The 25,429-nt window shown below is 52.8% G+C and carries 23 protein-coding genes; 3 read left to right on the top strand and 20 right to left on the bottom strand.

The window, feature by feature from the left end; translation table 11 throughout:
- Positions 1-109 precede the first annotated feature (109 nt).
- From MON40_RS11965 to MON40_RS11890, 16 genes are all read right to left on the bottom strand, one after another.
- Positions 110-1,504, bottom strand: coding sequence for a tetratricopeptide repeat protein (locus MON40_RS11965; RefSeq protein ID WP_050797960.1), 1,395 nt, complete (start codon positions 1,502-1,504; stop codon positions 110-112).
- A 550-nt stretch (positions 1,505-2,054) separates the two neighbouring features.
- Entirely contained in the window at positions 2,055-4,241 is a 2,187-nt protein-coding gene (locus tag MON40_RS11960; RefSeq protein ID WP_003776163.1) for a polysaccharide biosynthesis tyrosine autokinase, read from the bottom strand.
- A 51-nt stretch (positions 4,242-4,292) separates the two neighbouring features.
- On the bottom strand, positions 4,293-4,739 hold the full coding sequence (locus MON40_RS11955) for an arsenate reductase/protein-tyrosine-phosphatase family protein (RefSeq protein ID WP_003759455.1): 447 nt from the start codon (positions 4,737-4,739) through the stop codon (positions 4,293-4,295).
- Positions 4,740-4,901: 162 nt separating this feature from the next.
- A complete protein-coding gene (locus MON40_RS11950; protein WP_003776166.1) occupies positions 4,902-6,035 on the bottom strand; it encodes a polysaccharide export protein in 1,134 nt (377 codons plus the stop codon).
- An 87-nt stretch (positions 6,036-6,122) separates the two neighbouring features.
- On the bottom strand, positions 6,123-8,012 hold the full coding sequence (locus MON40_RS11945; protein ID WP_242925921.1) for a polysaccharide biosynthesis protein: 1,890 nt from the start codon (positions 8,010-8,012) through the stop codon (positions 6,123-6,125).
- A 193-nt stretch (positions 8,013-8,205) separates the two neighbouring features.
- Positions 8,206-9,381 (bottom strand): DegT/DnrJ/EryC1/StrS family aminotransferase, encoded by a 1,176-nt coding sequence (locus tag MON40_RS11940; protein ID WP_003776169.1) that lies wholly within the window; start codon positions 9,379-9,381, stop codon positions 8,206-8,208.
- Positions 9,374-10,156, bottom strand: a complete 783-nt coding sequence (locus tag MON40_RS11935) for a formyltransferase family protein (protein ID WP_003776170.1) — start codon at positions 10,154-10,156, stop codon at positions 9,374-9,376. Before MON40_RS11935 ends, MON40_RS11940 begins: the two co-directional genes overlap by 8 nt.
- A gap of 21 nt (positions 10,157-10,177) precedes the next feature.
- Positions 10,178-10,888: an HAD family hydrolase gene (locus MON40_RS11930; protein ID WP_003776172.1), complete on the bottom strand. Its 711-nt coding sequence runs from the start codon at positions 10,886-10,888 to the stop codon at positions 10,178-10,180.
- The gene (locus tag MON40_RS11925) at positions 10,875-11,849 is read right to left on the bottom strand and encodes an ATP-grasp domain-containing protein (protein ID WP_003776174.1); all 975 of its coding nucleotides are present in this window, start codon (positions 11,847-11,849) and stop codon (positions 10,875-10,877) included. The genes MON40_RS11930 and MON40_RS11925 overlap by 14 nt, the downstream gene beginning before the upstream one ends.
- The gene (locus MON40_RS11920) at positions 11,836-12,453 is read right to left on the bottom strand and encodes a sugar transferase (RefSeq protein ID WP_003759473.1); all 618 of its coding nucleotides are present in this window, start codon (positions 12,451-12,453) and stop codon (positions 11,836-11,838) included. The genes MON40_RS11925 and MON40_RS11920 overlap by 14 nt, the downstream gene beginning before the upstream one ends.
- Positions 12,446-13,618: a glycosyltransferase gene (locus MON40_RS11915; RefSeq protein WP_242925920.1), complete on the bottom strand. Its 1,173-nt coding sequence runs from the start codon at positions 13,616-13,618 to the stop codon at positions 12,446-12,448. The genes MON40_RS11920 and MON40_RS11915 overlap by 8 nt, the downstream gene beginning before the upstream one ends.
- A 14-nt stretch (positions 13,619-13,632) precedes the next feature.
- Positions 13,633-14,706 carry a glycosyltransferase family 4 protein gene (locus MON40_RS11910; RefSeq protein ID WP_003776181.1) on the bottom strand — a complete coding sequence of 358 codons (1,074 nt, stop codon included), beginning with the start codon at positions 14,704-14,706 and terminating at the stop codon, positions 13,633-13,635.
- Positions 14,707-14,719: 13 nt separating this feature from the next.
- Positions 14,720-15,997, bottom strand: coding sequence for an O-antigen ligase family protein (locus tag MON40_RS11905; protein WP_003776183.1), 1,278 nt, complete (start codon positions 15,995-15,997; stop codon positions 14,720-14,722).
- A 15-nt stretch (positions 15,998-16,012) separates the two neighbouring features.
- Positions 16,013-17,185 (bottom strand): glycosyltransferase, encoded by a 1,173-nt coding sequence (locus MON40_RS11900; protein ID WP_003776185.1) that lies wholly within the window; start codon positions 17,183-17,185, stop codon positions 16,013-16,015.
- 127 nt (positions 17,186-17,312) lie between these two features.
- Entirely contained in the window at positions 17,313-18,746 is a 1,434-nt protein-coding gene (locus tag MON40_RS11895) for a lipopolysaccharide biosynthesis protein (protein WP_003776187.1), read from the bottom strand.
- A gap of 164 nt (positions 18,747-18,910) precedes the next feature.
- A complete protein-coding gene (locus MON40_RS11890) occupies positions 18,911-20,218 on the bottom strand; it encodes a nucleotide sugar dehydrogenase (protein WP_039862706.1) in 1,308 nt (435 codons plus the stop codon).
- 27 nt (positions 20,219-20,245) lie between these two features.
- Here MON40_RS11890 and MON40_RS11885 point away from each other — a divergent pair, with 27 nt between their 5' ends.
- From MON40_RS11885 to MON40_RS11875, 3 genes are all read left to right on the top strand, one after another.
- Positions 20,246-20,506, top strand: coding sequence for a hypothetical protein (locus MON40_RS11885; RefSeq protein ID WP_242925919.1), 261 nt, complete (start codon positions 20,246-20,248; stop codon positions 20,504-20,506).
- 348 nt (positions 20,507-20,854) lie between these two features.
- On the top strand, positions 20,855-21,205 hold the full coding sequence (locus tag MON40_RS11880) for a helix-turn-helix domain-containing protein (protein ID WP_003756443.1): 351 nt from the start codon (positions 20,855-20,857) through the stop codon (positions 21,203-21,205).
- Positions 21,109-22,005, top strand: a complete 897-nt coding sequence (locus MON40_RS11875; protein WP_242925829.1) for an IS3 family transposase — start codon at positions 21,109-21,111, stop codon at positions 22,003-22,005. Before MON40_RS11880 ends, MON40_RS11875 begins: the two co-directional genes overlap by 97 nt.
- Positions 22,006-22,079: 74 nt before the next feature.
- Here MON40_RS11875 and ribD read toward each other — a convergent pair whose 3' ends face one another.
- The 4 genes from ribD to MON40_RS11855 form a co-directional block, all read right to left on the bottom strand.
- On the bottom strand, positions 22,080-23,177 hold the full coding sequence (gene ribD / locus MON40_RS11870; protein WP_003776189.1) for a bifunctional diaminohydroxyphosphoribosylaminopyrimidine deaminase/5-amino-6-(5-phosphoribosylamino)uracil reductase RibD: 1,098 nt from the start codon (positions 23,175-23,177) through the stop codon (positions 22,080-22,082).
- Between the two features lie 64 nt (positions 23,178-23,241).
- A complete protein-coding gene (locus tag MON40_RS11865) occupies positions 23,242-23,772 on the bottom strand; it encodes a hypothetical protein (RefSeq protein WP_242925918.1) in 531 nt (176 codons plus the stop codon).
- A gap of 40 nt (positions 23,773-23,812) precedes the next feature.
- Complete coding sequence (gene nrdR / locus MON40_RS11860) at positions 23,813-24,274, bottom strand: transcriptional regulator NrdR (protein ID WP_003776195.1); 462 nt, start codon at positions 24,272-24,274, stop codon at positions 23,813-23,815.
- 135 nt (positions 24,275-24,409) lie between these two features.
- Positions 24,410-25,252: a class II glutamine amidotransferase gene (locus MON40_RS11855; RefSeq protein ID WP_003769129.1), complete on the bottom strand. Its 843-nt coding sequence runs from the start codon at positions 25,250-25,252 to the stop codon at positions 24,410-24,412.
- Positions 25,253-25,429: the final 177 nt, after the last annotated feature.

The raw sequence follows: 25,429 nt of genomic DNA, 5'->3' as shown, positions 1-25,429 counted from the left end.
TGTTTTATAGTGGATTAACTTTAAACCAGTACGGCGGTGCCTCGCCTTGTCCTGATTTAAATTTAATTCACTATATAAGTTTGGATTTTATAGCGGGATGCCGTCAGGTTTAACGGCTTGCTTCCTTCTGCCATTTTGCCAACAGGGGGCGCAAGGCATCGGGATTTTCATAACAGCCACTGATGGCTGCCTGCAACCAGCGGCAGGCAGTGGGAATATGGCTGGAGACACCTTGCCCGTGGTAATAGAGTCGTGCCAGATAGTATTGCGCCTCGGTATGGCCTTGTTCCGCCGCGATTTCAAACCAGTGGGCGGCAGATTGGAAATTGGGTTCGACGCCTTGTCCGTAATAATACAATTTGCCCAAAGCGGCAGCGGCATTTTTGTGATGGAATTCGGCGGCTTCCAGATAAAGTTTTCTGGCACGGTCGTAATCCACCGCCGTCCCTATGCCGTAATGGCATGCTTCGGCATTGCGGAAGGTTTGTTCCGTTTTTTGGAAAAACAGGGCGGCTTCCCGGATTTGTTCATACTGTTGGGGGTTGTGCAGCGCGGCATCGCTGAGCAGCTTTTGGATGGCGGTGGCGCAGCCGAGTGTTGCGGCACGGTGGTAATAGTCGTGCGCTGCGTGCGGGTCGGCTTTGACGCCGAGTCCGTAGCGGTAGAGGTCGCCCATAATGCGCAAGGCCTCCGGATGGCGTCGGTCTGCGGCGAAACGGGTGTGGCGCATGGCTTGGAGCGGATCGCGTCCGGTCAGTTTGCCTGTCAGGCTGTGCTGCGCCAAAGCGGCGGCGGCGTCCCCGCTGCCTTTTGCGGCGGCTTTCCGATACCAGGTCATGGATTCCGCCTGATTTTGCGCGGCAAGCAAGTCGCCCAACATAACTTGTGCGGCGATAACCCCTGCTTCCGCTGCCTGCCGTAAATGGATTTCGGCTTGGGCTGGGTCGGCTTTCATGCCGATACCGCGGTAGTACATTTTTCCCAATTGCCAATGTGCAGGGGCAAATCCTTGTTCCGCCGCTTGTCGGTACAACTTGATTGCGCTTTCAAAATCAGGCTTCAGGCTGTGGCGGTAGGCAAGGCAGTATTGGGCTTCGGCGGAGTTTTGCGCTGAGGCAAGCTGCGCCCAGTGGTACATTTGGGGTTCGTTGCGCTCTTGGTAAAAGCGCATCAGGACGTGCTGCGCTTCCGGCATTCCTGCTTCGGCCAGGCGGGTATAGGCAGATAAGTGGTGTTCGGTCGGAATGCCTTGCTGCTCGCTGTTTTGCAATAGCGAGAATTCTTCTTCAGGTGTCAGCTCGACAGGTTTGGGTTGCGGCTTGGGCGCTGTGGCCAGGCGTGTCAGACCGGAGGCATAGGTGATTTTGTTGACTTGATAGGCAGTACCGGCGTACCGATTGCCTGCTGCTTGTTGGGGCAGCAGTGCAGGGCTGACTGTGTCGGCGGTCATTCTGTTTGCCGGCTTGACAGAGAGCGTACGGGAAGAGTCGGGTACTGCAGTCATAAGATGAAATGGGAAAAGGGACTAGGTTGGTTATTATACTGTTTTCTGTAATTTATTGTTAATGATATGACGAGAATATCGGTAGTTATTTGCAATGGCGGTAAATGGAATAAATACAGTTAGTTATATTTTCTCTTAATATTGTGCGGTATGGAAGTCCAATAAAAATATGGTGGTTTGGATGTGTTGGAAATTTTAAATATAAACAATAAGATAAATTCTTATCGTCTCAGGTGGCAACCGGGTGCAGGCGGCGATGGGCAGAGGGTGCGGTCGGTTTGGCGTGGATTGGCAGGCTGTGTCAGTTTCAATGGATTGTAAAGGAAACTGGGGGCTGTCTTTTGTTTACAACAATCTGAAGATTGGAAGGGATGGGGTATTGTACAGTGAATCTAGGGGGCGAACTTTAAATCGGTACGCCGTTATCTTGCTTAAGCGCAAATAAGATGATTTTTATCGCATCTGTTGAAAGGCATGACAAAAGGTCGTCTGAAACTTGATTTTTCCGTTTCAGACGACCTCTTGGGCAGAAAATAGCTGGTTTTCAGCTTTAAGCTTTGTTTTCCGGCGCTTCTTTTTTAACCGGTTTCTTACTATCCTGCGGAGAGTGGTAGGCGTAGTAGTCATACATACTGTTGGCTTCGCGCTTCATGCCGTTCAGGATGACGCCTTTGATATTGATCTTGTTCTGACGCAGACGGTCGGCACTGATTTCAAGCTCTCTGGTGGTAGTGTTGCCGTAGCGGCTGACCAGCAGAACCGTACCTGCCAGCTGTCCGACGATGGTTGCGTCGGTCACTGCGAGGACAGGCGGGGTGTCGATAATCACGTAGTCGTAACGTTTTTGGGCGTTTGCCAGCAATTCTGTGAAGCGGCTGTCCATCAGCAGCTCGGATGGATTTTTAGGATAACCTCCGTTGCTGATGAGGTGCAGGTTTTCAATCCGCGTTTCACAGACGGCTTTGGCAGGGGAGACATGGCCGGAAAGGATGTCTGCCAAGCCGTATTCGGGCGTCAGTTTGAACAGTTGGTCCAAATAGCCTTTACGCATATCGGTATCGATCAGCAATACGCGTTTGCCTGATTGTGCCATTACGGTGGCGAGGTTGGCGGAAATAAAGGATTTGCCCGCTTCCGGAGCCGCACCGGTAATCATGAGGACATTGTTGCGCGCATCCAGCATGGAGAAGTAGATGTTGGTACGCAGGGCGCGGATGGCTTCGACGGCGACGTCGGAGGCATCCTCGTTTGCCAGCAGATAATTGGAGCGGCCGGTCAGGGATTTGAATTTGCGTTTCAATAGGTCGCGTTTTTGCTGGGTTTTGGAGTAGGGTACGAGGGCGGCGACTTCGAGATTGAGGTTTTCAATCTCTTCAGACGACGTGATGCCTCGGCGCATACGGCCTTGCAGCATGACCCACATGGAGGCGAGTGCGCCTGCGGCAAGTGCGCTTAATGCGGTAATGACGGCTTTACGCGGGGCGATCGGTTGTTCCGGCGTGTAGGCATGGTCAACGACGCGGACATTGCCTTGCGCACTGGCTTTCATGATGTTGAGTTCTTGTTGTTTCGCCAAGAGTTGGACGTAGGTCGCTTGGTTGGTTTCTACGTCGCGGGTCAGGCGGATGACTTCCTGTTGGGTGTTGGGCAGGCCGGCGATTTGCTGGTTGATTTTGCTCTTGGCGCGTTCGAGTACCGCCAGTTTGTCCAAAACGGCTTTATAGGAAGGGTGTTCCGGAGTATACAGTTCCGCTAAGCCTGCTTCTTCGGTTTTGAGCAGGGTGATTTGGGTTTCGATGCTGGTCAGGCTTTCAAGCGCGCCTTTGGACTCAAGCGGAATGTCGAGCGAACCTGCGCGTTCGCGGTAAGCATTGAGTTTGTTTTCTGCTTCTTGCAGGGTTTCTTTCAGACGAGGCAATTCTTCGCTGATGAACGCCAAGCCGCTGGAGGCGACTTGAATGTCGCGTTCGCGGTTTTGCGCGACGTAGTTGTCGGCGATGCTGTTGAGGACGGCGCTGGTTTTTTTCGGATCAACATCGGTGTAGGCAAGGTTGATGATGGGGCTGGTTTTGCCTTTGCTGATGACTGAGAGTTGGTTTTTGATGTTTTCGATGGCGCTGAGCTTGGAAAACTTGGTCAACTCGAAATCCTGCTCTGTTTCGGCAAGGATTTGGTCGACTTTCAGAACGGTTTCGTTATTGATTTTCAGCGGAGTGCCGACGCGGCCTTCTTTGGCTGTACCGTTCGGGAGCGTCAGGATATAGTTTTTGCTGTCTTTGACGGTCAGTTTGAAGGGTTTGTTGATCCATTCTTCGGAAACGGTAAATGTACCGATTTTCAAAATCGGATCATCGTTGCCGCTGAGGTTGTGAATCATGTTGCCGAAAACCGGGAAGTAGGTGGCTTTGACTTCTTGGTCAAGCTGAAGCTCGTCAACGGTTTTGCCTATAACCATGCGGGATTGGACCAATTCGATTTCGGCTTCGGAAGGCGCCGGCTCGTTGGAAAGCATGTTGTTGATTTCGGTCAGAATCTGGTTTTGTTTGGTTTCGATTTCCAACATGGCGTCGGCGCGGTAGACAGGCGTGGACGCAAAGCTGAAAACAGCACCGAGCAAGCCGCCCGCAATCAGTGCGGTGGCAATTTTGGATTTGTGCAGCCACAAATTGTGCAGTTGTTGGCCGAAATCGATTTCGTCGTTGTTGGAGGATGCTGATGACGGATATTGTTTATACATCAGTAGGCTTTCTGTTTGGATTTAATTGATTGAATCCGGCGTAAGTGAGTGTTATGCCGGGGTTGGTCCGTTCAATTTTTCAGCCCAAGTCTCGGCTGCGCTTTGTATTTGTTGGAATACGGCTTCAAACATTTCGCTGCTTTGTTTGAACGGGTCGGGTATGTTTTTCTTGGGCAGCCATTGGGCGAGCAGGATGGTTTTCCCGCGCGCGGAAGGCAGGATGTCGGCAACCATATCGATATGGGCCGGCTCCATCACCAAAATCAGGTCTGCTGCATTGCACATTTCAGGGGTCAGTTGGCGGGCGGTGTGTCCGGCAACGACTACGCCGTGTTTAAGGGCGGTTTTAATGGCTTGGAAGTCGGCATCTTTTCCCGCCAATGCGTTGATGCCGGCCGAACTGACACGGTGTCCGGGCAGCTTTTTCTGCAAGATGCGCTCCGCTATCGGGGAGCGGCAGATATTTCCCATGCATACTACTAAAATATTTTGAAACATAAGAGAAGCGGTATTTTTTTCTTGTATAGGGTCAAATCATGATAAAAAGGTTTGAGGTCGGATATTTGGTCGGTCTGAAAGGGTTTTGTTTATATGTCGTCAGACGATAAATAACCGGCCTGCCGTTTTGCCTGACAGCAGGTGCTGTCAGGCGCCGTCAGGTTATTTGAACGTGTTGTCGATGGCGTTGACGTTGCTGAAGAAGCTGGTCAATTGCGACACTACGCGGTTCCAACGGGTAACCGGGGCGGCAGTCACATAAACAACGTCGTTCGGACGCAGGTCGAAGTCGCTGCCCAAGGCGTAAGCGGTCGCGTCTTTCAGGTTAAGTTGGTAAATGTGGATAGGTTTGGCCGCATCTTCGGGCGCACGGCGGATGACGAAGACGCCGGTTGCGTCTGCCAAGGCTTGGTTCATGCCACCGGTTTCACCCAAGGCTTGAGTGAGGTTCAGGCCGTGGTTGCCGATAGGCAGGGTGGCTTGGCGGCCGACTTCGCCCATAACGTATACTTTGCTGTTGCTGTTGTTCGGAACGTAAACGATGTCGCCGTTGCTTAAGAGGTGGTTTTGCGACATATCGCCGTACTGCATGATGTTTTGCAGGGAGATGGTGCGGTCAACGCCGTTGTGCGTCCATTTGATGTTGTGGGTGTCGGCATTTTGCGCCACGCCGCCCGCTTGGTTGACGGCATCGAGGATGGTCATGGGGACGTTGGTAATCGGCAGTTGTCCTGCTTGTCCGACGGCGCCGGAAACGGATACGCGTTGCGAGCGGAATTCGGTTACGTTGATGGCGACTTGGGGATTTTTAAGATAGCGTTTCAGACGACCTGTCAGGATGTTTTGCAGCTCGTCTATGGTCTTGCCTTGCGCTTGGATTTTGCCGACCAGCGGATAGGTGATGTAGCCGCCTTCGTCCACCCATGCGCCACGGCTGACTTGGTTGGTTTGCGGGTTGCTTTGTTGTACGGGCGAATTGAGGTCGGTGTGCGCCCAGACCATGATGTTCAATACGTCGCCTTTGCCGATATGGTAGCGGTAGGCGGCTTTGCTGCGCTCAAGCGCACCGTTGTTTTGTGACAACACTGGCGGTTTGCGCATTTTTTCAACGAGGCCGAAGGTGATCGGATAGATGGCGACGCGCTTGTCGAATTTGGTGTCTGCTACGGTTTCGCCGTTTTCGTAAACGATGGTTTTGTTGCGTGTGTTGATGGTGGAGCCGGGAATGACGGTGCTGCTGTTGCAGGCGGTCAGTGCCATCAGGGACAGGCTGATGAGGGCAAGCTGTTTTTTCATGTCGGTATCCTTGTCAGTCTTATCGGGGTCGTCTGAAAACTTTCAGACGACCTTTTTGTGGAATGTTTTGCTTTGTCGGTCGGGTATTTAATGTGTCTGCTGCCAAACCAAATCGCAAATATCGTCTTTGGGATTAAAGCCGGCGGGGGCTTCGAGCAGCAGGGCGCGCAGGGTTTGTTGGTCTGAATTTGAGCACGCTAAGTCCATACGCATAATTATGTCATTTAATTGCGCCCATGGCAGCATTACTTCGCTGGCGGTCATAATTCGGGGATGAGTGGTTTTTTGCACTTCGTCTCCGATGAGCAACTCTTCGTAAAGTTTTTCGCCCGGACGTAGTCCTGTAATTTTAATTTCGATATCGCCGTCGGGATGTTGGGCATCTTTCAATTTCAGGCCGCTAAGCGTAATCATTTGTTTGGCTAAGTCAATGATTTTAACAGATTCGCCCATATCCAACACGAATACGTCGCCGCCTTTGCCCATCGCGCCCGCTTGAATGACGAGTTGGGCGGCTTCGGGGATGGTCATGAAGTAGCGGGTGATGTCTTGGTGAGTCAGGGTGATGGGGCCGCCTTCGGCGATTTGTTTTTCAAACACGGGGACGACGGAGCCGGAGGAGCCTAAAACGTTGCCAAAACGCACCATGCAGAAGCGGGTGTGTTGGCCGGGTTCGGCGGCGAGTGCCTGCAGGCAGAGTTCTGCCATGCGTTTGCTGGCGCCCATGGTGTTGGTCGGGCGCACGGCTTTGTCGGTGGAGATGAGTACGAAGGTGCTGACGCCGGATTCGACGGCGGCTTGGGCGCACAAGAGCGTGCCGAAGACGTTGTTGCGGATGCCTTCGACGGTGTTGAACTCGACCATGGGGACGTGTTTGTAGGCGGCATGATAGACGGTTTCAACGCCGTACGCGGTCATGACACTGATCAGGCGTTCTTTGTTTTGCACGGAGCCGAGCAGGGGGACGACTTCGATTTGACTGCCGGCGGCTGCCTGAGTTTCGCGCAATTCTTTGTCTATGCTGTACAGGGAGAACTCGGACAGTTCGAACAGCAGTAATTTGGACGGGCGGCATTTCAGGATTTGGCGGCAGAGTTCGGAGCCGATGGAACCGCCCGCTCCTGTCACCATCACGGTTTTGCCGGTAATGTCCGCGCCCATGAGTTCGGGGCGCGGAGCGACGGGGTCGCGGCCGAGCAAATCGACGACGGAGATTTTTTTCAGCGCGCTGACTTTGATTTTGCCGTCCACTAAGTCTTTCATGCCGGGGATGGTCAGCACTTCGCATTTGTATTTTTCGAGGCTTTGGATGATGCGGCGGCGTTCTTCCTGAGTGGAGCTGGGGATGGCGAGCAGGATTTTTTCCACACCGTAGCGGTCGATGAGCGATTGGATGTCTTCAGGACCATAGACGGTCAGGTCGTAGATGACGGTGCGGCGGATTTTGGGGTTGTCGTCCACAAAGGCGACGGCGGAATATTCGTTGACCTGTTTGATGGCTTCCAGCAGTTGGCGGCCGGATTGTCCTGCGCCGTAAATGATGACGGGCGCCATTTGTTTTTTGTGCCGGTCGGTTAGGATGGCGCGCAGAATCATGCGCGAACTGGTGATGCAGACGACCAGCAGCAAGAAATAAACGACGGGCAGGGCAAGGTGCAGTTTGCGTTCGAAAACCAAGGTGGTCAGGCAGAACAAGACTGCCGAAATCAAGCTGCCGAAAGCGGCGGCGGTCAGGACGCGGGTGCTGACGAAGCGGGTAACGGCGCGGTACAGCCCCAGTCTGACAAACAGGGCGATGGTCAAAAAGGCGGTCGAGCCGAAGGCAAGCCAGTTCGCCATGCTTGCCCATTCGTCGGAGTATTGGACTCGGAGGCTTTGCGCAAACCAAAAGGCGATAAAAATCATCAAAACGTCGTGGATGACGAAGAAGGTTTTCTTGACGTTGCGGGGCAGGGATAACAGGGTTTCCAAATTCATTTTGGTATGTTCTGAATAATGTTGTGGGTGGGTTTCAGACGACCCCGGTCATGCAAAGGTCGTCTGAAAAGACGTTTGTTGCTACGGAGCATTGGTTTTCCGTATGTGTCGGCTGCTTGCCGGTTCCCTTTTTTATTCGGCTGAAGCGGTAAACCGCCGCCGTCCCGATGAGACGGGCGCGGCGGTTTGTACTTTATGCTGTGGCTTCTGCCAACACAGCTTCGATGTGTTCTTTGCAGAATGCGATTTCGTCGTCGGTCAGCGTCGGGTGCACCAAGAACATCAGGCTGGTGTCGCCCAGTTGGACGGCGTTTTTCAGCCGCTCTTTCGGACGCCACGGCGTGTTGTCGAAGGCTTTTTCCAAATAGACTTCGGAGCAGCTGCCTTGATAGCAGGGGACTTTGCGCGCGTTCAGTTCGCTGACGATGCGGTCGCGCGTCCAGCCTTCTTTGAGGTGTTCGGGTTTGACGAAGGCGTAGAACTTGTATTGCGCGTGTTCGATGTAGTCGGCGACTTCAATCAGGCGGATGCTGGCGAACTTGCCCAAGCTTTCTGCCAGTTTGGCGGCGTGCGCTTGGCGGCGTGCCGTCCATTCGGGCATGCGTTTGAGCTGGATGCGGCCGATGACTGCCTGCATTTCCATCATGCGCCAGTTGGTGCCGAAACTTTCGTGCAGCCAGCGGAAGCCGGGTGCGTGTTCGCGGTGGTACACGGCGTCATAGCTTTTGCCGTGGTCTTTGTACGACCACATTTTGCTCCACAGCTCTTTGTCGTTGGTGGTGACCATGCCGCCTTCGCCGCCGGTGGTCATGATTTTGTCTTGGCAGAACGACCATGCGCCGACGTGTCCGATGGAGCCGACGGATTTGCCTTTGTATTTCGCGCCGTGCGCTTGGGCGCAGTCTTCGATAACCCATAAATCATGTTCTTTTGCCAAGTCCATGATGCCGTCCATTTCGGCAGGCATACCGGCGAGGTGGACGACGATGATGGCTTTGGTATTCGGCGTCAGCACGGCTTTGATGGTTTCCGCGCTGATATTTTGGCTGTTTAAATCCACGTCGGCGAACACGGGGTTTGCGCCTGCGGTAACGATGCAGGAAGCGGAGGCGAGGAAGGTGCGCGAGGTAACGATGACATCGTCGCCTGCGCCGATGCCCATTGCTTTAAGCGCGACATCGAGTGCCAGCGTGCCGTTGGAAAGGGCGACGGCGTATTGCGTACCGGCGAAGGTGGCGAATTCTTTTTCAAATTCGCGGCATTCGGTGCCCGTCCAATAGTTGACTTTGTTGGACAGCAGGACTTTGGAAACGGCATCGGCTTCTTCTTGGGTGAAGCTCGGCCACGGGGAGAGGGATGTGTTAAGCATTGGCTTTTCCTGCGAAAAGGCTGGTGGAGTCTTTGGGGGCGACTTCTTCCAGCAGTTGGCGATTGATTAAGGTGTATTTTTGACCGTCGATTTCGACGTATGCGCCGTCGTAAGGCGGGAACCAGAACGCGCGGATTTTTTTCTCGACATCATCGCCGTCACGGATTTGCTTCATGGCTTCCATTTCATCACGGCTGACGTAGCGGCCGCCGATGTTGGGCGTGGTCGGCAGTTTGGCTTGCGCTTCGACGGCGCGGGCGATAATGCGTTGTGCAAACGGCTCCAATGCCTGCATGGTTTTGCGTTCGAGCGATTGGGCGGTTTCGGCAGAAGAATCAATGGGGAAGCGGTCCACTTCGATGATTTCGCCGGTGTCGATGGAGGCATCGACGTAGTGGGCGGTGCTGCCCCATTCGGACAATTCGTCCATGATGGCGAGGTTGTAGCCGCCCGTGCCTTTGTATTCGGGTAACAGGGCCGGGTGGAAGTTGATCGTACCCAAGCGCGGGACGGTCAGGAATTCGTCGCGCAGTTTGCGCCAGTAGAGTACGGACAAGCCCAAGTCGTATTTCAGACGACCTTCTTTCATTGCTTCCAAGGCGGTGTCGAAAGTGTAGAGCGGCAAGCCCAATTCTTTGGCGGCGGCGGCCGTCGGCGAGCCTTGCAGGTGGCTGTCGGTCAGTACGCCGACGATTTCGATGCCGTTTTGTGAGGATAAGAGCCGGAGCAGGTTGGCGGAAAGCCGTTTACGTCCCATGAATAATATTTTTGTCATGTGAGAGTCCTTTTTGTTTTATCAGCTAATGTGTGATTTTGTTGAACAGTCCGAAGGGGCAATCAGCTGCGCCAAATCCTGCAGGGAGCTGATCCACGCATCGGGATGGTGTTCTTTGTTAAAGTTTTCGGGTAAGTGGTGGTGAATATTGTGCTCGGACGGATGCAGCCCTATGGTGATCCAGCCCAAAGCGTTCGGCGCGATGAAGTCTTTGGAAAGGTTGTCGCCGATGTAGATGAAACAGTCTGCCTTTTCGGCATATTTGTCTTGTAAATAGCGGAAGCGTTTGCCGTCGGGCTTTTCCGAAGCGCAGGCTTCGGAGACGAGGATGTCGTCAAACAGGGAATACAGCCCCAAGGCTTCCAGCTTCAAGCGTTGGGTCAAGCTTCTGCCGTCGGTAATCAGCGCGCGTGCGGCGAAGGGCGCGGTCAGCTTGGACAGGAAATCATGCGGGGCATACGGCGTCAGCGTCGGGCGGTGCAGCCGGTATTGCCACAGAAGAACCTGTTTTTCCGATTCGTTGAAACCGCAGTGGCGGCACAACTTGTCCAGCCAGTCTTTACCGTCGGGGTCGATACTGCGCCATAGGTCGTCTGAATCCCAATCGGGATACAGGGTGGCAACGGTATCGACGATTGCACGGATGCCGGAGAGTTTGTATTCGTATTCCGAGTACAGCGTATCGTCCAAGTCGAAGACAATGACGGCGGTTTCGGGATTAATCGTTTTCATGAACCAAGACCTTGGCATCGTAGCGCAGCATGATGAGGTTGTTTTCCCAGTCGTCTGAAAACGGGATTTCTTCGTTGCGGAAGTATTCGTGCATCAGCCAGCCCGGGTAATTGCCGCCCGCGGCATACGTCAGCGGGAAGCCGCCGCCGAAGCGGGGGTTGATTTCCACGCCGTAGAATTCGCCGGTTTCTTCGTTGCAGAAGAACTGCGCCGTGATGCAGCCGCGCGCGCCTTCCAATACCGCCATTTTTTCCAGCAGCGTTTGGTAGAGGCTGTTTTTGCGGGTAATGCCTTTGCTGACTTCGCCGGAACGCACTTCCAAGCGTTTTCGCGGGATGGCGCATTTCAGACGACTTTCATGGTCGTAATACATATCGACGGTAAATTCGGAAAATTCGTTTTCGATGTCGATAAGCTCGCAGAACATCAGCTTGGGGTCGTCCACGATTTCAGGCGTCAGGCAGGCTGGCGTGTCGATCCGTTTGGCCCCGATGGCGCGGCTGCCGTCGTAGGGTTTGGCGAAGCAAGGGAAAACCAACTTCTCGCGGTCGTAAATTTCGGGCGAACGTATGCCGTAGCGGGCAAACAAGCTGGCGGTTTTCCGTTTGTCGCGGCATTGCGCGATGAAGTCCGAGTCGGAAACGACGATGTGGATGCCTGCCGCTTCGAAGCGTTCGCGCTCGTCTGCCAGCTTTTGTAGTTCGGTGTCTATGGTCGGGATGATTAAACCGATGTTTTCGCGTACCGCCAGATCGAAAATGCTGTCGATATATGAATCGGCGCTAATCAGCGGCACTTCAAACGAACCGTCCGAAACGTGGCAGGCGGAGGACATACGCGGCACCAAATCCGTCGTCAAAATCTTGACGTCGTCTGAAAACTTGGCCGCTTCGGTTTGAAAATCCTGTACCAATTCAACGCGCCTTCCCGCGGAAAGGATGAGTACGTTATTTTTTCGCATCAGTGTCATTTCCTGTGAAATAGGGCATGGTGGCTTCTCCCTCAGCCGAAATACCTTCTTTGATAAAGACTTTTTTGACTGTCAGAAACAGGATTTTCATATCCAGCCAAAAACTGTAATGGTCGATATACCAAATATCGTGTGCGAACTTTTCGTCCCACGAAAGCGCGTTGCGCCCGTTGACCTGCGCCCAACCGGTTACGCCGGGCCTCATTTCGTGGCGTCGGTTTTGAAATTCGTTGTAAAGCGGCAGGTAGCTCATCAACAGCGGACGCGGGCCGACCAGGCTCATCTCTCCTTTTAGAACGTTCCAAAGCTCAGGAAGTTCGTCCAAGCTCGTCGCGCGCAGTTTCTTGCCGAAAGGGGTCAGCCGCTCGCTGTCGGGCAGCGGGTTGCCGTCTTGGTCGACCGCATCGCGCATGGAGCGGAACTTGATCATTTTGAACGGTTTGCCGTCTTTGCCCGGCCGCTCTTGGGTGAAGAATACCGGTTCGCCCAAGTTTTTGCGGATGAGGTATATCAAAATCAAAAATACGGGCGAGAGGAAAATCAGTCCTGAGGCGGAGGCGATGATGTCAAACAGGCGTTTGAAGAATTTACTCATGGGCTAATCTTTCAATCAGGTTGACGATTTTTTGGTACGCCACATCGCGCTTGAAACGGCGGACGATTTCGTCGGATTGAACGGGGTCGTTTTTGCGCGCCAGAATGTCTTTGGCGGCTTGGACGAAGCTGTCTACATCGCCGGAACGGTAGTCCGCGTGCGGCAGCAGGGTGAGAACTTCGGCAACTTCGTCATTGACCTGGCTGTTTAAAATCGGTTTTTGCAATGCCATGTAGTCGGACAGTTTGTTGGTAATCGACTGCATGGCGTAGGAATGGATGGCGTTGACGGAGATGTCGCAGCCTTTGGCGACCGACATCATTTCGGCGTAGGGGATGTAGCCGTAAAACTTAATACCGTCGCAGGCGTATTGTTTGAGCCTGTCCAAATCGGGGCCGCCGCCCATGATGTGCAGCTCTACATTTTCGCCGTCGTCCAACAGTTTCCGAACGCCTTTGCACACGGTTTCTACGTCATAGCTGTAACTGAGCGTACCCAAGTAGAAGAAGCGGGTTTTGTCGTCGCCAAAGTCTTTTGCCGGCGCGGCATCGAGTTTCGGAAAATCCGCACCGATATAGACGACTTCGCCGGGTACGTTCGGATTGGCTTCTTTGGCGCGGTCGAGGTAGGTCTGCGATACGGCGACCAGCGCGTCGGCGTAGCGGTAGGCACGGTTGGCGCGGGAGGAGAAGGGCAGCAGGTTGTGCGGGATTTTTTTCAAAAACGGCATGACCGAGGAGAAGGATTCCGGCCATACGTCCTGCACGTCGATAATCAGCTTGTAGCCCAAACGCGCTTTGTGTTCGCCCAAAAGCAGGTTGGTGGCGATCAGCGGATAGGCGGAAAAGACGACGTCTTGTTCGCCCGGACGGCAGTTGTTCAGCCATTGCTCAAAATGTTTGACGAACACATGATGGCTTTTGACGCGGTCCAGCGAGACGTTTTTGCCGTAGCCGCTCTCTTCCAGCAGCATGACTTTCAGACGACCTTGCGAGGCAGATTCGGCATCTTCAGGTCGTCTGAAAGATTTGTCGTAGTGTTTGAAATTGCTGGTAATCAGCAATACATCATGAGACTGTGACAACAGCTCGGCGAGATACCAGAAGCGGTTGAAATGCGGCTCGGACGGCAGCGAACAGTAGGGGGCGACGATGGTGATGTTCATATTTTCAGACGACCTCACATATCGTAAGCGGCCATTGTGGTGCGATAGATTTCATCATCGGAACACAAGGTCTCAACGTGTTTATGCAGGGCTTTGCCCATCTTTTCGCGCAACTCGGGCTGCTTGATGAGTTGATCGACGGCTTCGATAAAGGCTTCGTCTTCGCCGAAGGGGAAACAGTATCCGGTTTCGCCGGTAATGACCATTTCGGAAATGCCGCCCATGTTGTAGGTCACGACGGGCGTGTCGTAGAGGCCGGCTTCAAGGATGTTGTTGCCGACGCCTGCGCCGTGGTCACCGATGCAGTGCGGCGTGTTCACCAAAATATCCACGTCTTTGAAATAGCCGGTCAAATCGCGCACGCCGCCGAGGAAGGTGACTTTGTCGTCTATGCCCAGGCGTTTTGCTTGCGCTTTCAGATTGTCCATCTCTTCGCCTATGCCCGCTACGTTCAGGCGTACGGGCATATTGCGGTCAACCATTTTCTTAAAGATGTCCAGCATCACATGCACGGCGCGGACGGTATCCAAGCGCGACAGCGTGCCGAGCATGACGTAGTCTTTGGCGGTTTTTTCAGGAACGTAATCGGCTTTGTGCAGGGCGTTGTAGGTGTAGGTGATGCGGTTGGCGGGGAAGCCGTGGCGGATGAGTTTTTCCTGTTCGTGCCTGCAGTTGCCGATGATGTATACACCCAGTTTGTCGAAAAGTTTGGCGATTTTCGGATAAGTTTCGGCATCCAAACCGCGCGCGTGGTAGAACACTTTGGTTTTCGGCGAAGAGATTTTCGCCGCGATGGCACAGGCGGGAACGATACGCGCCATTTGGCAGTGGATGATGTCGGGTTTTTCTTGTTTCAACATCTTCATGTAGGCGAACATGCCTTTGATGTAGCCCAAGATGCCGCCCTGATAAAAATCAATCGGACGCCATTGGATGCCCAAGGCTTGGGCTTCTTTGATGAGCGGGCCATCGGAAGAGGCAAGGACGACCTCGTGGCCGCGCTGCCTGAGCAACCGTCCTAAGCGGAAGGTCGCATTTTCAGTGCCGCCGAGGCCGGACATGGAAGTAGTCAAAACAATTTTTTTCATATCATGTTTTCTATCAAGGGGTGTATCGGTACGCGTTATATGCCGTATCGCGCTGCGGCAGGACGCTGTACAGGAAAATCAAAAAGCAGGGCAGCCAGAGGAAGGGCATACGCAAAATGGTGGACGGGATGAAGCCGCCCAAAATAAACAGGCCGATTGCCGCCAAGCCGATGGCTTTTTGTTTGTTCCGCAGGTTTTGGCTTAAAAAGACGTTCACTGCATACCAAATGATGTAACAGATGAAGCCGATTAAGGAAATCATGCCGAAGCCCAAATACAGTTCGATGATGAAACTGTGCGGATTTTCAAAACCGAGGCTGTCGCTCAAATGCCCGCCGAAGTATTCCTGAAAGTTTTTAGGGCCGTAGCCGTAAAGCAAAAGCGGCGGATTGCTCCAGAAGTAGTTGTAAATTTCTTGGCGGTAGCCGACCGAGTTGTCGCTCTCCAAATTGAACAGGAACAAATACAGGCGGGAAGAAATGTTTTCCAAAAAGGCATTGCCGTGCATCGAGAGCAGGAAATCGGCAATGTACTGTTTCGGAATCATCGACAAGCCTGCGCCTGTAACGCCTATGGTCATCAGCGTAAACAGCCCGTTGTTACGGTAAATCAAGTTCAGGATAAACAAAATGATGTAACTCATCGTCGCCGTACGCGATGCGCTGGCGAAAACAATCGCGCCCAAACTCAAAAATAAAATCCAGCCGAACAAATATTCCCTCTTGTTGACGCCGATATTGAAAAATATCAACACGGCAGGTGCGAAGAAGAGGGCGGTCGTACCCAAGTTGTTGGGGTTGAAGAAAAAGCCTTTAATCACGCCGGCCTCAATCGCCAAAATTTCGTCTGATTTGACAAACTGGATGCCGGTCAACACCTCGATAACGGGCGGAATAATGATAAAGGCGCAAAAGTAAACCAACAGCCTGCGTACGAAGCGCAAGGGGTTTTCGTGTCGGCTCAAAATCAGATACAGCAGGTAAAACAAGCCGGCGACCGACAGGAAGAAAAAGGTATCCATGACCCTGACCGAATCCAAGGGCGTGATGAACAGATGGATTGCGCTCCAGCCGGTCATCAGCCCGACCGCCATCAGCATGAGTCCTGCCTTGCTGTTGAATGTTTTGTTTTCTATGAAAAAAATCAGCAGGGTGGCAGGCACCAGCAAGAGGGTCAGCGGATTGTCGATACGCGGAATCCCCAGCTTATACGACAGCATCGGCCCCAGCATGTAGGCGGTAACCATCGTATAAAGCATAGTAATGTATATATTTTGTTTTTTAATTTTCACGTTGCTTCCTGAAATTTAGGTCGTTCCAAGAGCTTTATTATATGCAGAAATGATTTGTTCGGTAACGGGACGCTCTCCAAATTCTTTCAGGCAGTTTTCGCGCAACAGGCGCGGGAAATATTTTTTCCGGTTCCGATAGAGGGAGATAAGTGCTTCCGTCAGCGATTTTTGGTCTCCGACATCGACCAAAAGCCCGTTGGATGGATTGACGATAGTCTCAGGACCGCCACAGCGCGTCGCGATGACGGGCAGCCCTTGAGCCAAAGCCTCGATGAAAACGACGCCGAAAGTTTCGTGGCGGCTGGCCAATACGAAGGCATCGCTTTGATACATCAATTCCAAGACTTCTTCGTTTTTCAGACGACCTTCAAAGATAACGTTGTTTTCCAGTCCCAAATCTTTTGCCAGACGGTGCAGCTTGAATTCTTCGTAGCCGCCGCCGCCGATTTTCAGTTTCAGGTTCGGATAGGCTTTGACTGCTTCGGCAAAGGCAGGCAGTAGGATGTCGTAGCCTTTTTTATGTTGCAGGTGCGCGACCGAGCAGAAGGTAAAGTCTTCGTTGGCGGGTTTGTTGGCAAGGTCGATCGGTGCTTCAAAGCTGGCGGACAGGATATTGGGAACATATTGCCACTCCAATCCGCGGTATTCTTCTTTCAGCAGTTCGGCAAAGTCGCGGCTGACTGCCAGGCGGCAGGCGGCGTTTTGGGCGGCGGCATACATCAGCGGGCGTTGCCAGTTGCGGATAAGTTTGCGGGCGTAGGTAGTGCTGTGTTCGGTGATGACATACGGAATGCCGGTTGCTTTGTGGATTTCGTATGCAATGATGCCGCCGCTGTTGACGCAGTGCGCGTGCAGGACATCGGGCATGCCGTGGTCTGCAACGTATCGGCGGAACAGTTTCATACTGGCGGCGATTTCCCGTTTGCGGTCGATATGCGGAATGCGCGGGAAGAAAAACATGCTGTCGTACACATAAGTCGGTACGTCTTTGTCGATGTAGGTCCTTATTCCGTAATTTTTCGGGTTGAACGCAGTTTTTGCCTGAGTTCTGAACGAACGGAATATCGGTGCAACGACCCCTACTTTGACTCCGGAGCGTTGCAAGGCTTGCGCTTGCAGGCGGAAGAAGATTCCGTTGACGTCGTCCGGAGTGGATGGATACCAAGAAGGAATGATTAATGTATGCATGATAATACCTGTGTCGAGTGTGTCGGCGTACAAGCCGCATAGGTTGCGGACAGGGCACAAAATCAAAGATTCTCGGTGAGTAAGCGTTTTGTAGCGGCAGAATCAAAAACTGCGCGCGGTATGGTTGTTATTGTGTTGAATGTTTTTTATTCAGACGACCTTTCACTACTGATAAAGCTGAAGAAAGTGGTGTTTTGTATTTCACAGTCAGGGCAATCAAACCTGCCAGCCAGATTAAAGCAAAAATGTAGTAGTTGCCGGTGTTGCCGAAGTAGGTGTAGCCCAGGCACAAAATCAGGCAGAGTGCGGTGTGGGTATAAATTTTCCGGCAGGGCAGCTTCTGCCACATCCTTGAAGACAATTCGGTCTTGATGAGCATAAACACCCAAAAAGAAGTCGCGCTCGCCATTGCGGCGCCCCGTGCGCCCAAGAGCGGAACCAGCCAATACAGCAGGCCGAAGTTCAGCAGGAATGCCGCAATATTGACTGCGGTAATCAGCCAGGTTTTTTTGACGACGTTCAAGCCGATGCCGGTCACTTCCGTCAGCGTATAAAACAAAGGAAACATCATGCACGACAGTAAAATAAACTGTACCGATGCATATTTCCCGGGAAGAATCCAAGTGACCACCGGCGAAAAAATACCGATAAAGCAAACCATCGCGCTGATGAGCGCAGTCATCGACAGGGTAATGCCGCCGATTTTGTCGAGGTTGGTGTTGTCTTCAACCCATTTGAACACCAATGGCGCCCATATGGTTGAGAATACGCTTTGGAAAATCAGGGCGACAGCGCCGAAGCTGACCGCCATTGAGTAAATCCCCAGTTGCTCCAAACTTGCCATTTCTTTCAAAACAAAACGGTCGATAGACGTCAGCCCCCAGTAGGCGAGATTGCCGAATGCCAAAGGCAGTCCGTATTGCAGACCCATTTTGTGCAGCTTTGCCGACCAAGGCGAACGGATGGCGGCGGCCAAATCCGTTCGGGTTTGGTAGATCAATACAGCGACGGTCAGTATTTGGGCGGCGGTATAGGCAAAGACCAGGCTGGTGGTATGGGTTGGCAAACCGATTAGGATGAAGAGCAAAACTAAAACCAAAATCAGGAATTTCGGTGTCAGCTGGCTGAGTGAGAAAGCAATTGCCTTTTCCTGCATCCGTAGGATGAGCGAGAAAAAGCGGATAAACAGGGTGGTCAGTAAAAAAACTAAAAACAGAATACCCAGCTTGGTGTTGTTCAAATCAAAAATAATTTCGGAAGGCCAAGAGGGATTCCACAAAAGTATCAGCAATACCCCGACAATGCTCAAAACAAACGGGGACAGGCTGAAGGATTTGAACAGCGCGGCTTTGTCTTCGCTGGCGTAGTATTCGCGGATATACGCCTGATCCAAGCCCAGCCCCAAAATCAGGATGGTCAGAGCGGATATGGTTTGCAGTAAGACGATACGGCCGATGTCTTCCGCAGGGTAGTACCATGAAATCAGCGGAAGCGAGAGGATGCCGAAAGCCGCACTGCCTATCGGACCCAAAGCATAGCCGAGTATTTTTCTTATATTCATAAATAGGAGGGATTGGCTGCCGCCAAGATTTTCAGACGACCTGAAAACGCAGCAGCATCATATAAATAAGGGCTTTCTTAGGTCGTCTGAAAACAAACGGTCTAAGAAAGCCGACTGCCTGCCGAAACCCGTCGGCAGGCAGTCTGCCTCAATCGTCAAAGGTATTACGCTTTCACGACTTTCGGGTTTTTCGCAGGGAACTTGCCGCGCGTATCGACAATCAGTTTGGCGTGTTCGGCAATCATGTCGTAGTCAAACTTATCGTGGTCGGTGGTCAGGACTACGCAGTCGTATTTCGCTACGGTTTCTGGCGTCAGCGGCTCGCTCTTCAGGTCGAAGTAGTGGTGGCCGGGGATGTACGGGAACTCAAGCACGTGCGGGTCAGAGTAGGAAATGTTTGCACCCAATTTGTGCAGGCGGTCCATCACTTCCACAGACGGGCTTTCGCGCATGTCGTCCACATTTTTCTTGTAGGCGATACCCAAAACCAAGATTTTGCTGTCTTTGATGGAACGGTTGTGTTCGTTCAAAGCCAGACCCACTTTGCTGATGACGTAGTCGGGCATGTGGGAGTTCACTTCGCCTGCCAACTCGATGAAGCGGGTGTTTACGCCGTATTCGCGCGCTTTCCAAGTCAGGTAGAACGGGTCGATGGGGATACAGTGTCCGCCCAAGCCCGGGCCGGGATAGTAGGCGACGAAGCCGAACGGTTTGGTTGCCGCAGCGGCGATGACTTCATGAATATCGACATCCATTTTGTCGGCGACGATTTTCATCTCGTTCACCAAGCCGATGTTCACGGCGCGGTGGATGTTTTCCAGAAGTTTGGTCAGCTCGGCGGCTTTGGTGGAGCTTACCGGTACAACTTTGTCGATGGCAGGCTGGTACAGCGCGATACCGACTTCCAAACAAGCAGGGGTATGACCGCCGATGACTTTCGGGATGGTACGGGTTTCAAAATTCGGGTTACCCGGGTCTTCGCGCTCCGGAGAGTACACCAAGAACACGTCTTTACCGACTTTCAAGCCGCCTTCTTCAACACGCGGCAGCAATTCTTCTTCGGTCGTACCGGGGTAGGTGGTGGATTCCAAAGACAACACTTGACCGGCGCGCAGGTAAGGTTTCACTGCGTCGGTGGTGTCGATAACAAAGCTCATGTCCGGCTCGCGGTATTTGTTCAACGGAGTCGGTACGCACAAAATCACGGCTTCCACTTCGCCGATGCGGGAGAAGTCGGTGGTGGCTTCAAACAGGCTGTTTGAAGCGGCGGCGATTTTCTCGGCAGGAATATGCTCGATGTAGGTCTCGCCTTTGTTGAGTTTGTCGACTTTGGTTTTGTCGATGTCGAAGCCCAAAACCTGATAACCGATGTCCACATAACGGAGCATCAGCGGCAGGCCGACATAGCCCAGGCCGACGATGCCGATTTTGGCGGTTTTATCTGCAAATTTCTGAATGGTAATATTTTTCATGACAAGTCTCATGTGATGGAAAAGGGCGTGCCGCACAGTGCAAAATGCCGCAGCAGAACCCCGGCCGGCAGTCATAAAAACAGCAGGGTCGGAATCCGTTTTGTCGGTGTCGAAAATAAATCTTTCCCTAAGATTGGTTTTGGACGTAAAAGTTTTGCATGTGCAAATGCAGCATTGCCCGACGATAATGGAGTGTTGGGAAATGTTTATGCAAATATTATAATCAAGCTCGGCGGTAAGATTTTGAATTGTATTATTTTTAGTGATTACTATACCGGTGGTGACTAAATATAATATCGGAAATACAAATAATTAATAAAAATTAGTATTAATATATTTGCGTAATTTAACCTAAAATTAATATTACTTCAGTATATGTTGAAGCGGTATTTGTAACTCTGTCAAGCAAATCAGGCGATGCAGTATAGTGGATTAAAATTGCAATGATACGGCGTTGGCAACACCCTTATGTACTACCCGTACACGGCGGGCGTTGCCGCCTTGTCTCATTTTTATTTTAATCCACTATAAAACACCGTTGCTTCTGACAAAAAGGTCGTCTGAAAACCCAAAATCAGTTTGAACTGCACCCCAAAAGTTGGACATCCCCTCCAACTCACAAGGTGCAGTTTTTTTATGAGCAAATATACATTACACTTCAAATACCAAGCCGTACTCCACTACCTGCATATACGCAGCCAACAACGTACCGCAGACCACTACGGCATTTCCCGAACCCACCTGAGACGATGGATACGCGCCTATCAAGAAGGCGGTATCGGCGCACTCGAACATCCCCAATCCAAAACCATGCCCCAACACCGCAAAAACCCCTTCATCGCCGACAAACCCGACCAAGAAAAAACGCAGGCAGAGCTTATCGAAGAGTTGTGCTATATGCGCGCAGAGGTCGCCTACCTAAAGGAGTTAAAAGCCCTCAGCCAAAAACAGACCGAAAAGGACAAAGCCAAACCGTCCAAACACTGAGGGCGCAACACCCGCTCAAATACCTGCTGCACATCGCAAACCTGCCCAAAAGCAGCTTTTACTACCACCACCAAGACCAGCCCGACACCGACGCAGCCGACAAAGCCCTCCTTGTCGAAACCTACCGGCGGCATAAAGGACGCTACGGACAAAGGCGCATTGCCGCAGCATTGGGTTGGAACCGCAAAAAAGCGGCGCGGTTGATGAGGCAGCTAGGGCTGAAAGCCCTCATACGGGCGAAAAAAGCCTACCGCCATCCCGCCATGGGCGAAATATCGGAACACCTCCTCAAACGCCTATTCAAAGCTGAAAAGCCTAACGAAAAATGGCTGACCGACGTGACCGAACTCAAAGGAAAGGACGGCAAACTGTACCTCTCGCCGATATTGGACTTGTTCAACCGAGAAATCGTCGCCTACGCCATGAGCCGCAGAGCCGACAGCGAAATGGTGAAGGAAATGCTCGAAAAAGCCGCCCCCCGTCTGACTGATAAAGGAACGATGCTTCATTCGGACCAAGGTGTGCTGTACCGTACGGCGGGGTATAGGGAATTGCTTGCGGAGCATTCCATGGTTCAAAGCATGTCGCGAAAGGCGAACTGTTGGGACAATGCGCCGATGGAAAGCTTCTTTGCGGTGTTAAAGACGGAGTGTTTCTATAACGCAGGTGAATTGACGGTAGATGAATTGATGAAGCAGATAGATGACTATATGGATTACTACAACCGGGAGCGTTGCAGTTTGAAATTGAAAAAGCTGAGTCCTGTCGCATACAGAACCCAGCTTGCACAGAGCGCCTGAATAGGCTTTTATGAGTGTCCAAGATTTGGGGGCCAGTTCAGTTTTCAGACGACCTTTCTGGTTTACAAGGCAGCCTATTTTTTACGCAAAACCCATTTTACGTCCTGCCCGATCAGCTCTACCGAACGGCTTTCCCACTCGCCTTCCGAAGCCAAAACGGTGGGGTTGGCGGGGAGAGTGAGCAGGCTTCTGCCTTCGCCTAAGATTTTCGGCGCTTGGTACAACACGATTTCATCTGCCAAGCCTGATTCGATAAAGGCGGAGGTCAGCGTCGCGCCCGCTTCGACCATAATCTCGCCGTAACCCAGTTCTGCCAATTGGGGCAGCAGTGCGGCAAGGTCTATACGTCCGGCGGCGTTTTCAGACGACCTCAAGATGCGGATATGACTGAATGCGCGGTATGGCTTGAGGCGTTCTTCATCATCGACGTCGGTTACGATGACGGTGGGGCTGAGGTCGTCTGAAACCATGTGGCTGTTTAGCGGCGTTTGCAGTTTGCTGTCCAACACGATACGCGCAGGTTGGCGCAGGGTCGGGAAGGCACGGACGTTGAGGCGCGGGTTGTCGGCAAGCACCGTGCCGATGCCGGTTAAGACGGCGCAGCTTTCCGCGCGTAAGGTTTGTACGTCCGCCCTTGCGGCTTCACCGGTAATCCAGTAGCTGCGTCCGTCGGCGAGCGCGGTTTTGCCGTCCAGGCTGGCGGCGCATTTGATGCGGACGAACGGGCGGCCGCGTTCGATACGGGAGAGGAAACCGCGGTTGAGTTCGCGCACTTCGGTTTCCAGCAAACCGCTTTCGGTGCGGATGCCTGCGGCTTCGAGCATTGCCAAACCTTTGCCTGCCACCAAAGGATTGGGGTCGGTCATGGCAGCGACCACACGCGACACGCCCGAGCCGATTAGGGCTTCGGCGCAGGGCGGCGTACGACCGTAATGGCTGCACGGTTCGAGCGTCACATAAGCCGTCGCCCCGCGCGCCATTTCGCCCGCCTGCCGCAGCGCATGCACTTCGGCATGCGGTTCGCCCGCTTTAACATGAAACCCCTGCCCGACGATTTGGCTGCCGTGTGCAATCACGCAGCCGACGCGCGGGTTGGGGGAAGTGGAAAAACGCCCAAGCCGCGCAAGGGCAAGGGCGTTTTGCATCATTTGGGCATCAATACAATCAAACATAATGTGGATTTCTTAAAGTTTTCCGTTTTCAGACGACCTTCGCCGTGTTCCATTCGTTCAAACGCTAATGCGCCAAACTCACTTCTTTCAAAACGACGGACAAATCTTTCTGCCCCGCATGATGGCTGTACGCGCAAACGGTATAAATATTGGCTTCGTGAATGGCGATGCAGTATTGGTTGAACGTACCTTGCCGGTCTTCGCGGTCGGTTTGGTAATTCATGCGGTTGTCGGTGGCGATACCGACGCGGACATTTTGAGTCTCGTCCGATTGCAGGGCGGTTTTGAGTTCGGCGAAATAGGTTTTGGCATCCGTTTGCGCCGGGCCGTTGTTCGCCGCATAAATGGTAATGCGCGCTTCAGGGTCGTGTTGGAGCAGAATCAGGTTGGAGGCGGGAACGTTTTTCGGATGGCGGGCAGAATCGGCGATGATGTCGGTGAAGTGGCTGTTGTGGACGGAGATGGAAATTTTGCCGTCCATGCTCGTCAGCGTTTGAACCGTATCGGAGGCGGCTTTCGACACCGCATCGCCCTGTTCGGGGTTGCAGGCGGCAAGGCAGAATAGTGCGGCGGCTACGGATAAAACTCTTTTCATAAACATCCTCTTCATCATCAACACACCGCTTTCAGACGACCTATTTCCCGTCGGTCTGCACCAGCGTGGCGATTGCCTGAGTAAACTCGGACACGTCGTTGAAACTTTTATACACGGAAGCAAAACGGACATAGGCGACCTGATCGATTTTTGCCAACTCCTCCATCGCCATTTCCCCCACCATGCGCGATGGCACTTCCTTGTTGCCCGACTGATACAGACGCTGCTCAATCAGCGCGACCGTTTCATCGATTTTTTCCTGGGCAATCGGGCGTTTGTGCAAAGCCCGTTCCAAACTGGTTCTCAGCTTGTGCGGATTAAACGCCACGCGCGTACCGTTGGATTTAATCACCTGCGGCATCCGCATTTCGACCGTTTCAAACGTACTGAACCGCTGCCCGCACTCCACGCAACGGCGGCGGCGGCGGATGCTGTTCGTCTCTTCCAAGAGCCGCGAATCAGTGACTTGAGTATTGGGATGCTGACAAAACGGACATTTCATAAGCTTTTGAATTTATTTGTTTGTGAAACGGAATTGTAGCCGATTGAGCTATTCCCGTATAGTCGGTGGGTTTATTATGGGTTGAAGAGGTCGTCTGAAAACCTTGAATCTGGGTTTTCAGACGACCTCTTTGTTTTAAACGGATACGCCGACGGCGCGGGCGATTGCCAAGCCTTCTTCTACGCTCATGTAGACGGGTTGTTCAGGACGGTCGCTGCGGGCGATGTCGCCTTGTCGGAACATGACCAGTTCGTCCACTGCCAGTTGCGACCAAGTTTCGTCGCGGGTCAGCGGTAAGGTGGCGATGACGGCGACTTTGTCGTTGGGGGTGGTGACTTCGGAAAAATCGACCATGACGTCGTCGTCCAAAAGCCGTGCTTTGCCGAACGGGGCTTTGCGTACGATGTAGTGCAAAAGCGTGCTGGCGTGGGCAAACAGGTTGTCGCCGTTGGACATAACGAAGTTGAACAGTCCGAAGCGGCGGATTTCGTGGGTCAGCGCGGCGAGGGCGTCGAATAGGGTGTCCGGGTCGGGCTTGGTGGCGAAGCGGCTGCGCAGGCGGTTGAGGATGTAGCAGAAGGCGCGTTCGGAGTCGGTGGTGCCGACGGCATGGTAATACTCGCCTTGTTCGGGGTAGAAATCGATTAAATGGCCGTTGTGTGCAAACAGCCAGTATTCGCCCCACATTTCGCGCATGAAGGGGTGGGTGTTTGCCAGCGAGGTTTGTCCTTGCGAGGCTTTGCGGATGTGGGCGATGACGTTTTCGGATTTGATTTGGTAGGCGCGAACGAGGTCGGCGACGGGCGAGGCGGCGCTGGGTTTGTCGTCGTGGAACAGGCGTACGCCTTTGCCTTCGAAAAAGCCGATGCCGAAACCGTCTGCATGGTGGTCGGTAATGCCGCCGCGGCGGCGGAAGCCTTCAAAGGAAAAGACGATATCTGTGGGGGTGTTACAGTTCATGCCGAGCAGTTGGCACATGATGTTGACCTTTGTTATTTTGATGTGGGGTTGAGGGTATAGTGGATTAACTTTAAACCAGTACGGTGTTACCTCGCCTTAGCTCAAAGAGAACGATTCTCTAAGGTGCTGAAGCACCAAGTGAATCGGTTCCGTACTATCTGTACTGTCTGCGGCTTCGTCGCCTTGTCCTGATTT

Origin of the sequence: Neisseria macacae ATCC 33926, from assembly GCF_022749495.1 — a bacterium.
Taxonomy (GTDB): Bacteria; Pseudomonadota; Gammaproteobacteria; order Burkholderiales; family Neisseriaceae; genus Neisseria; species Neisseria macacae.
Note: the sequence above shows the minus strand (reverse complement) of the source record. Positions and strands in the feature narration are given on the sequence as shown.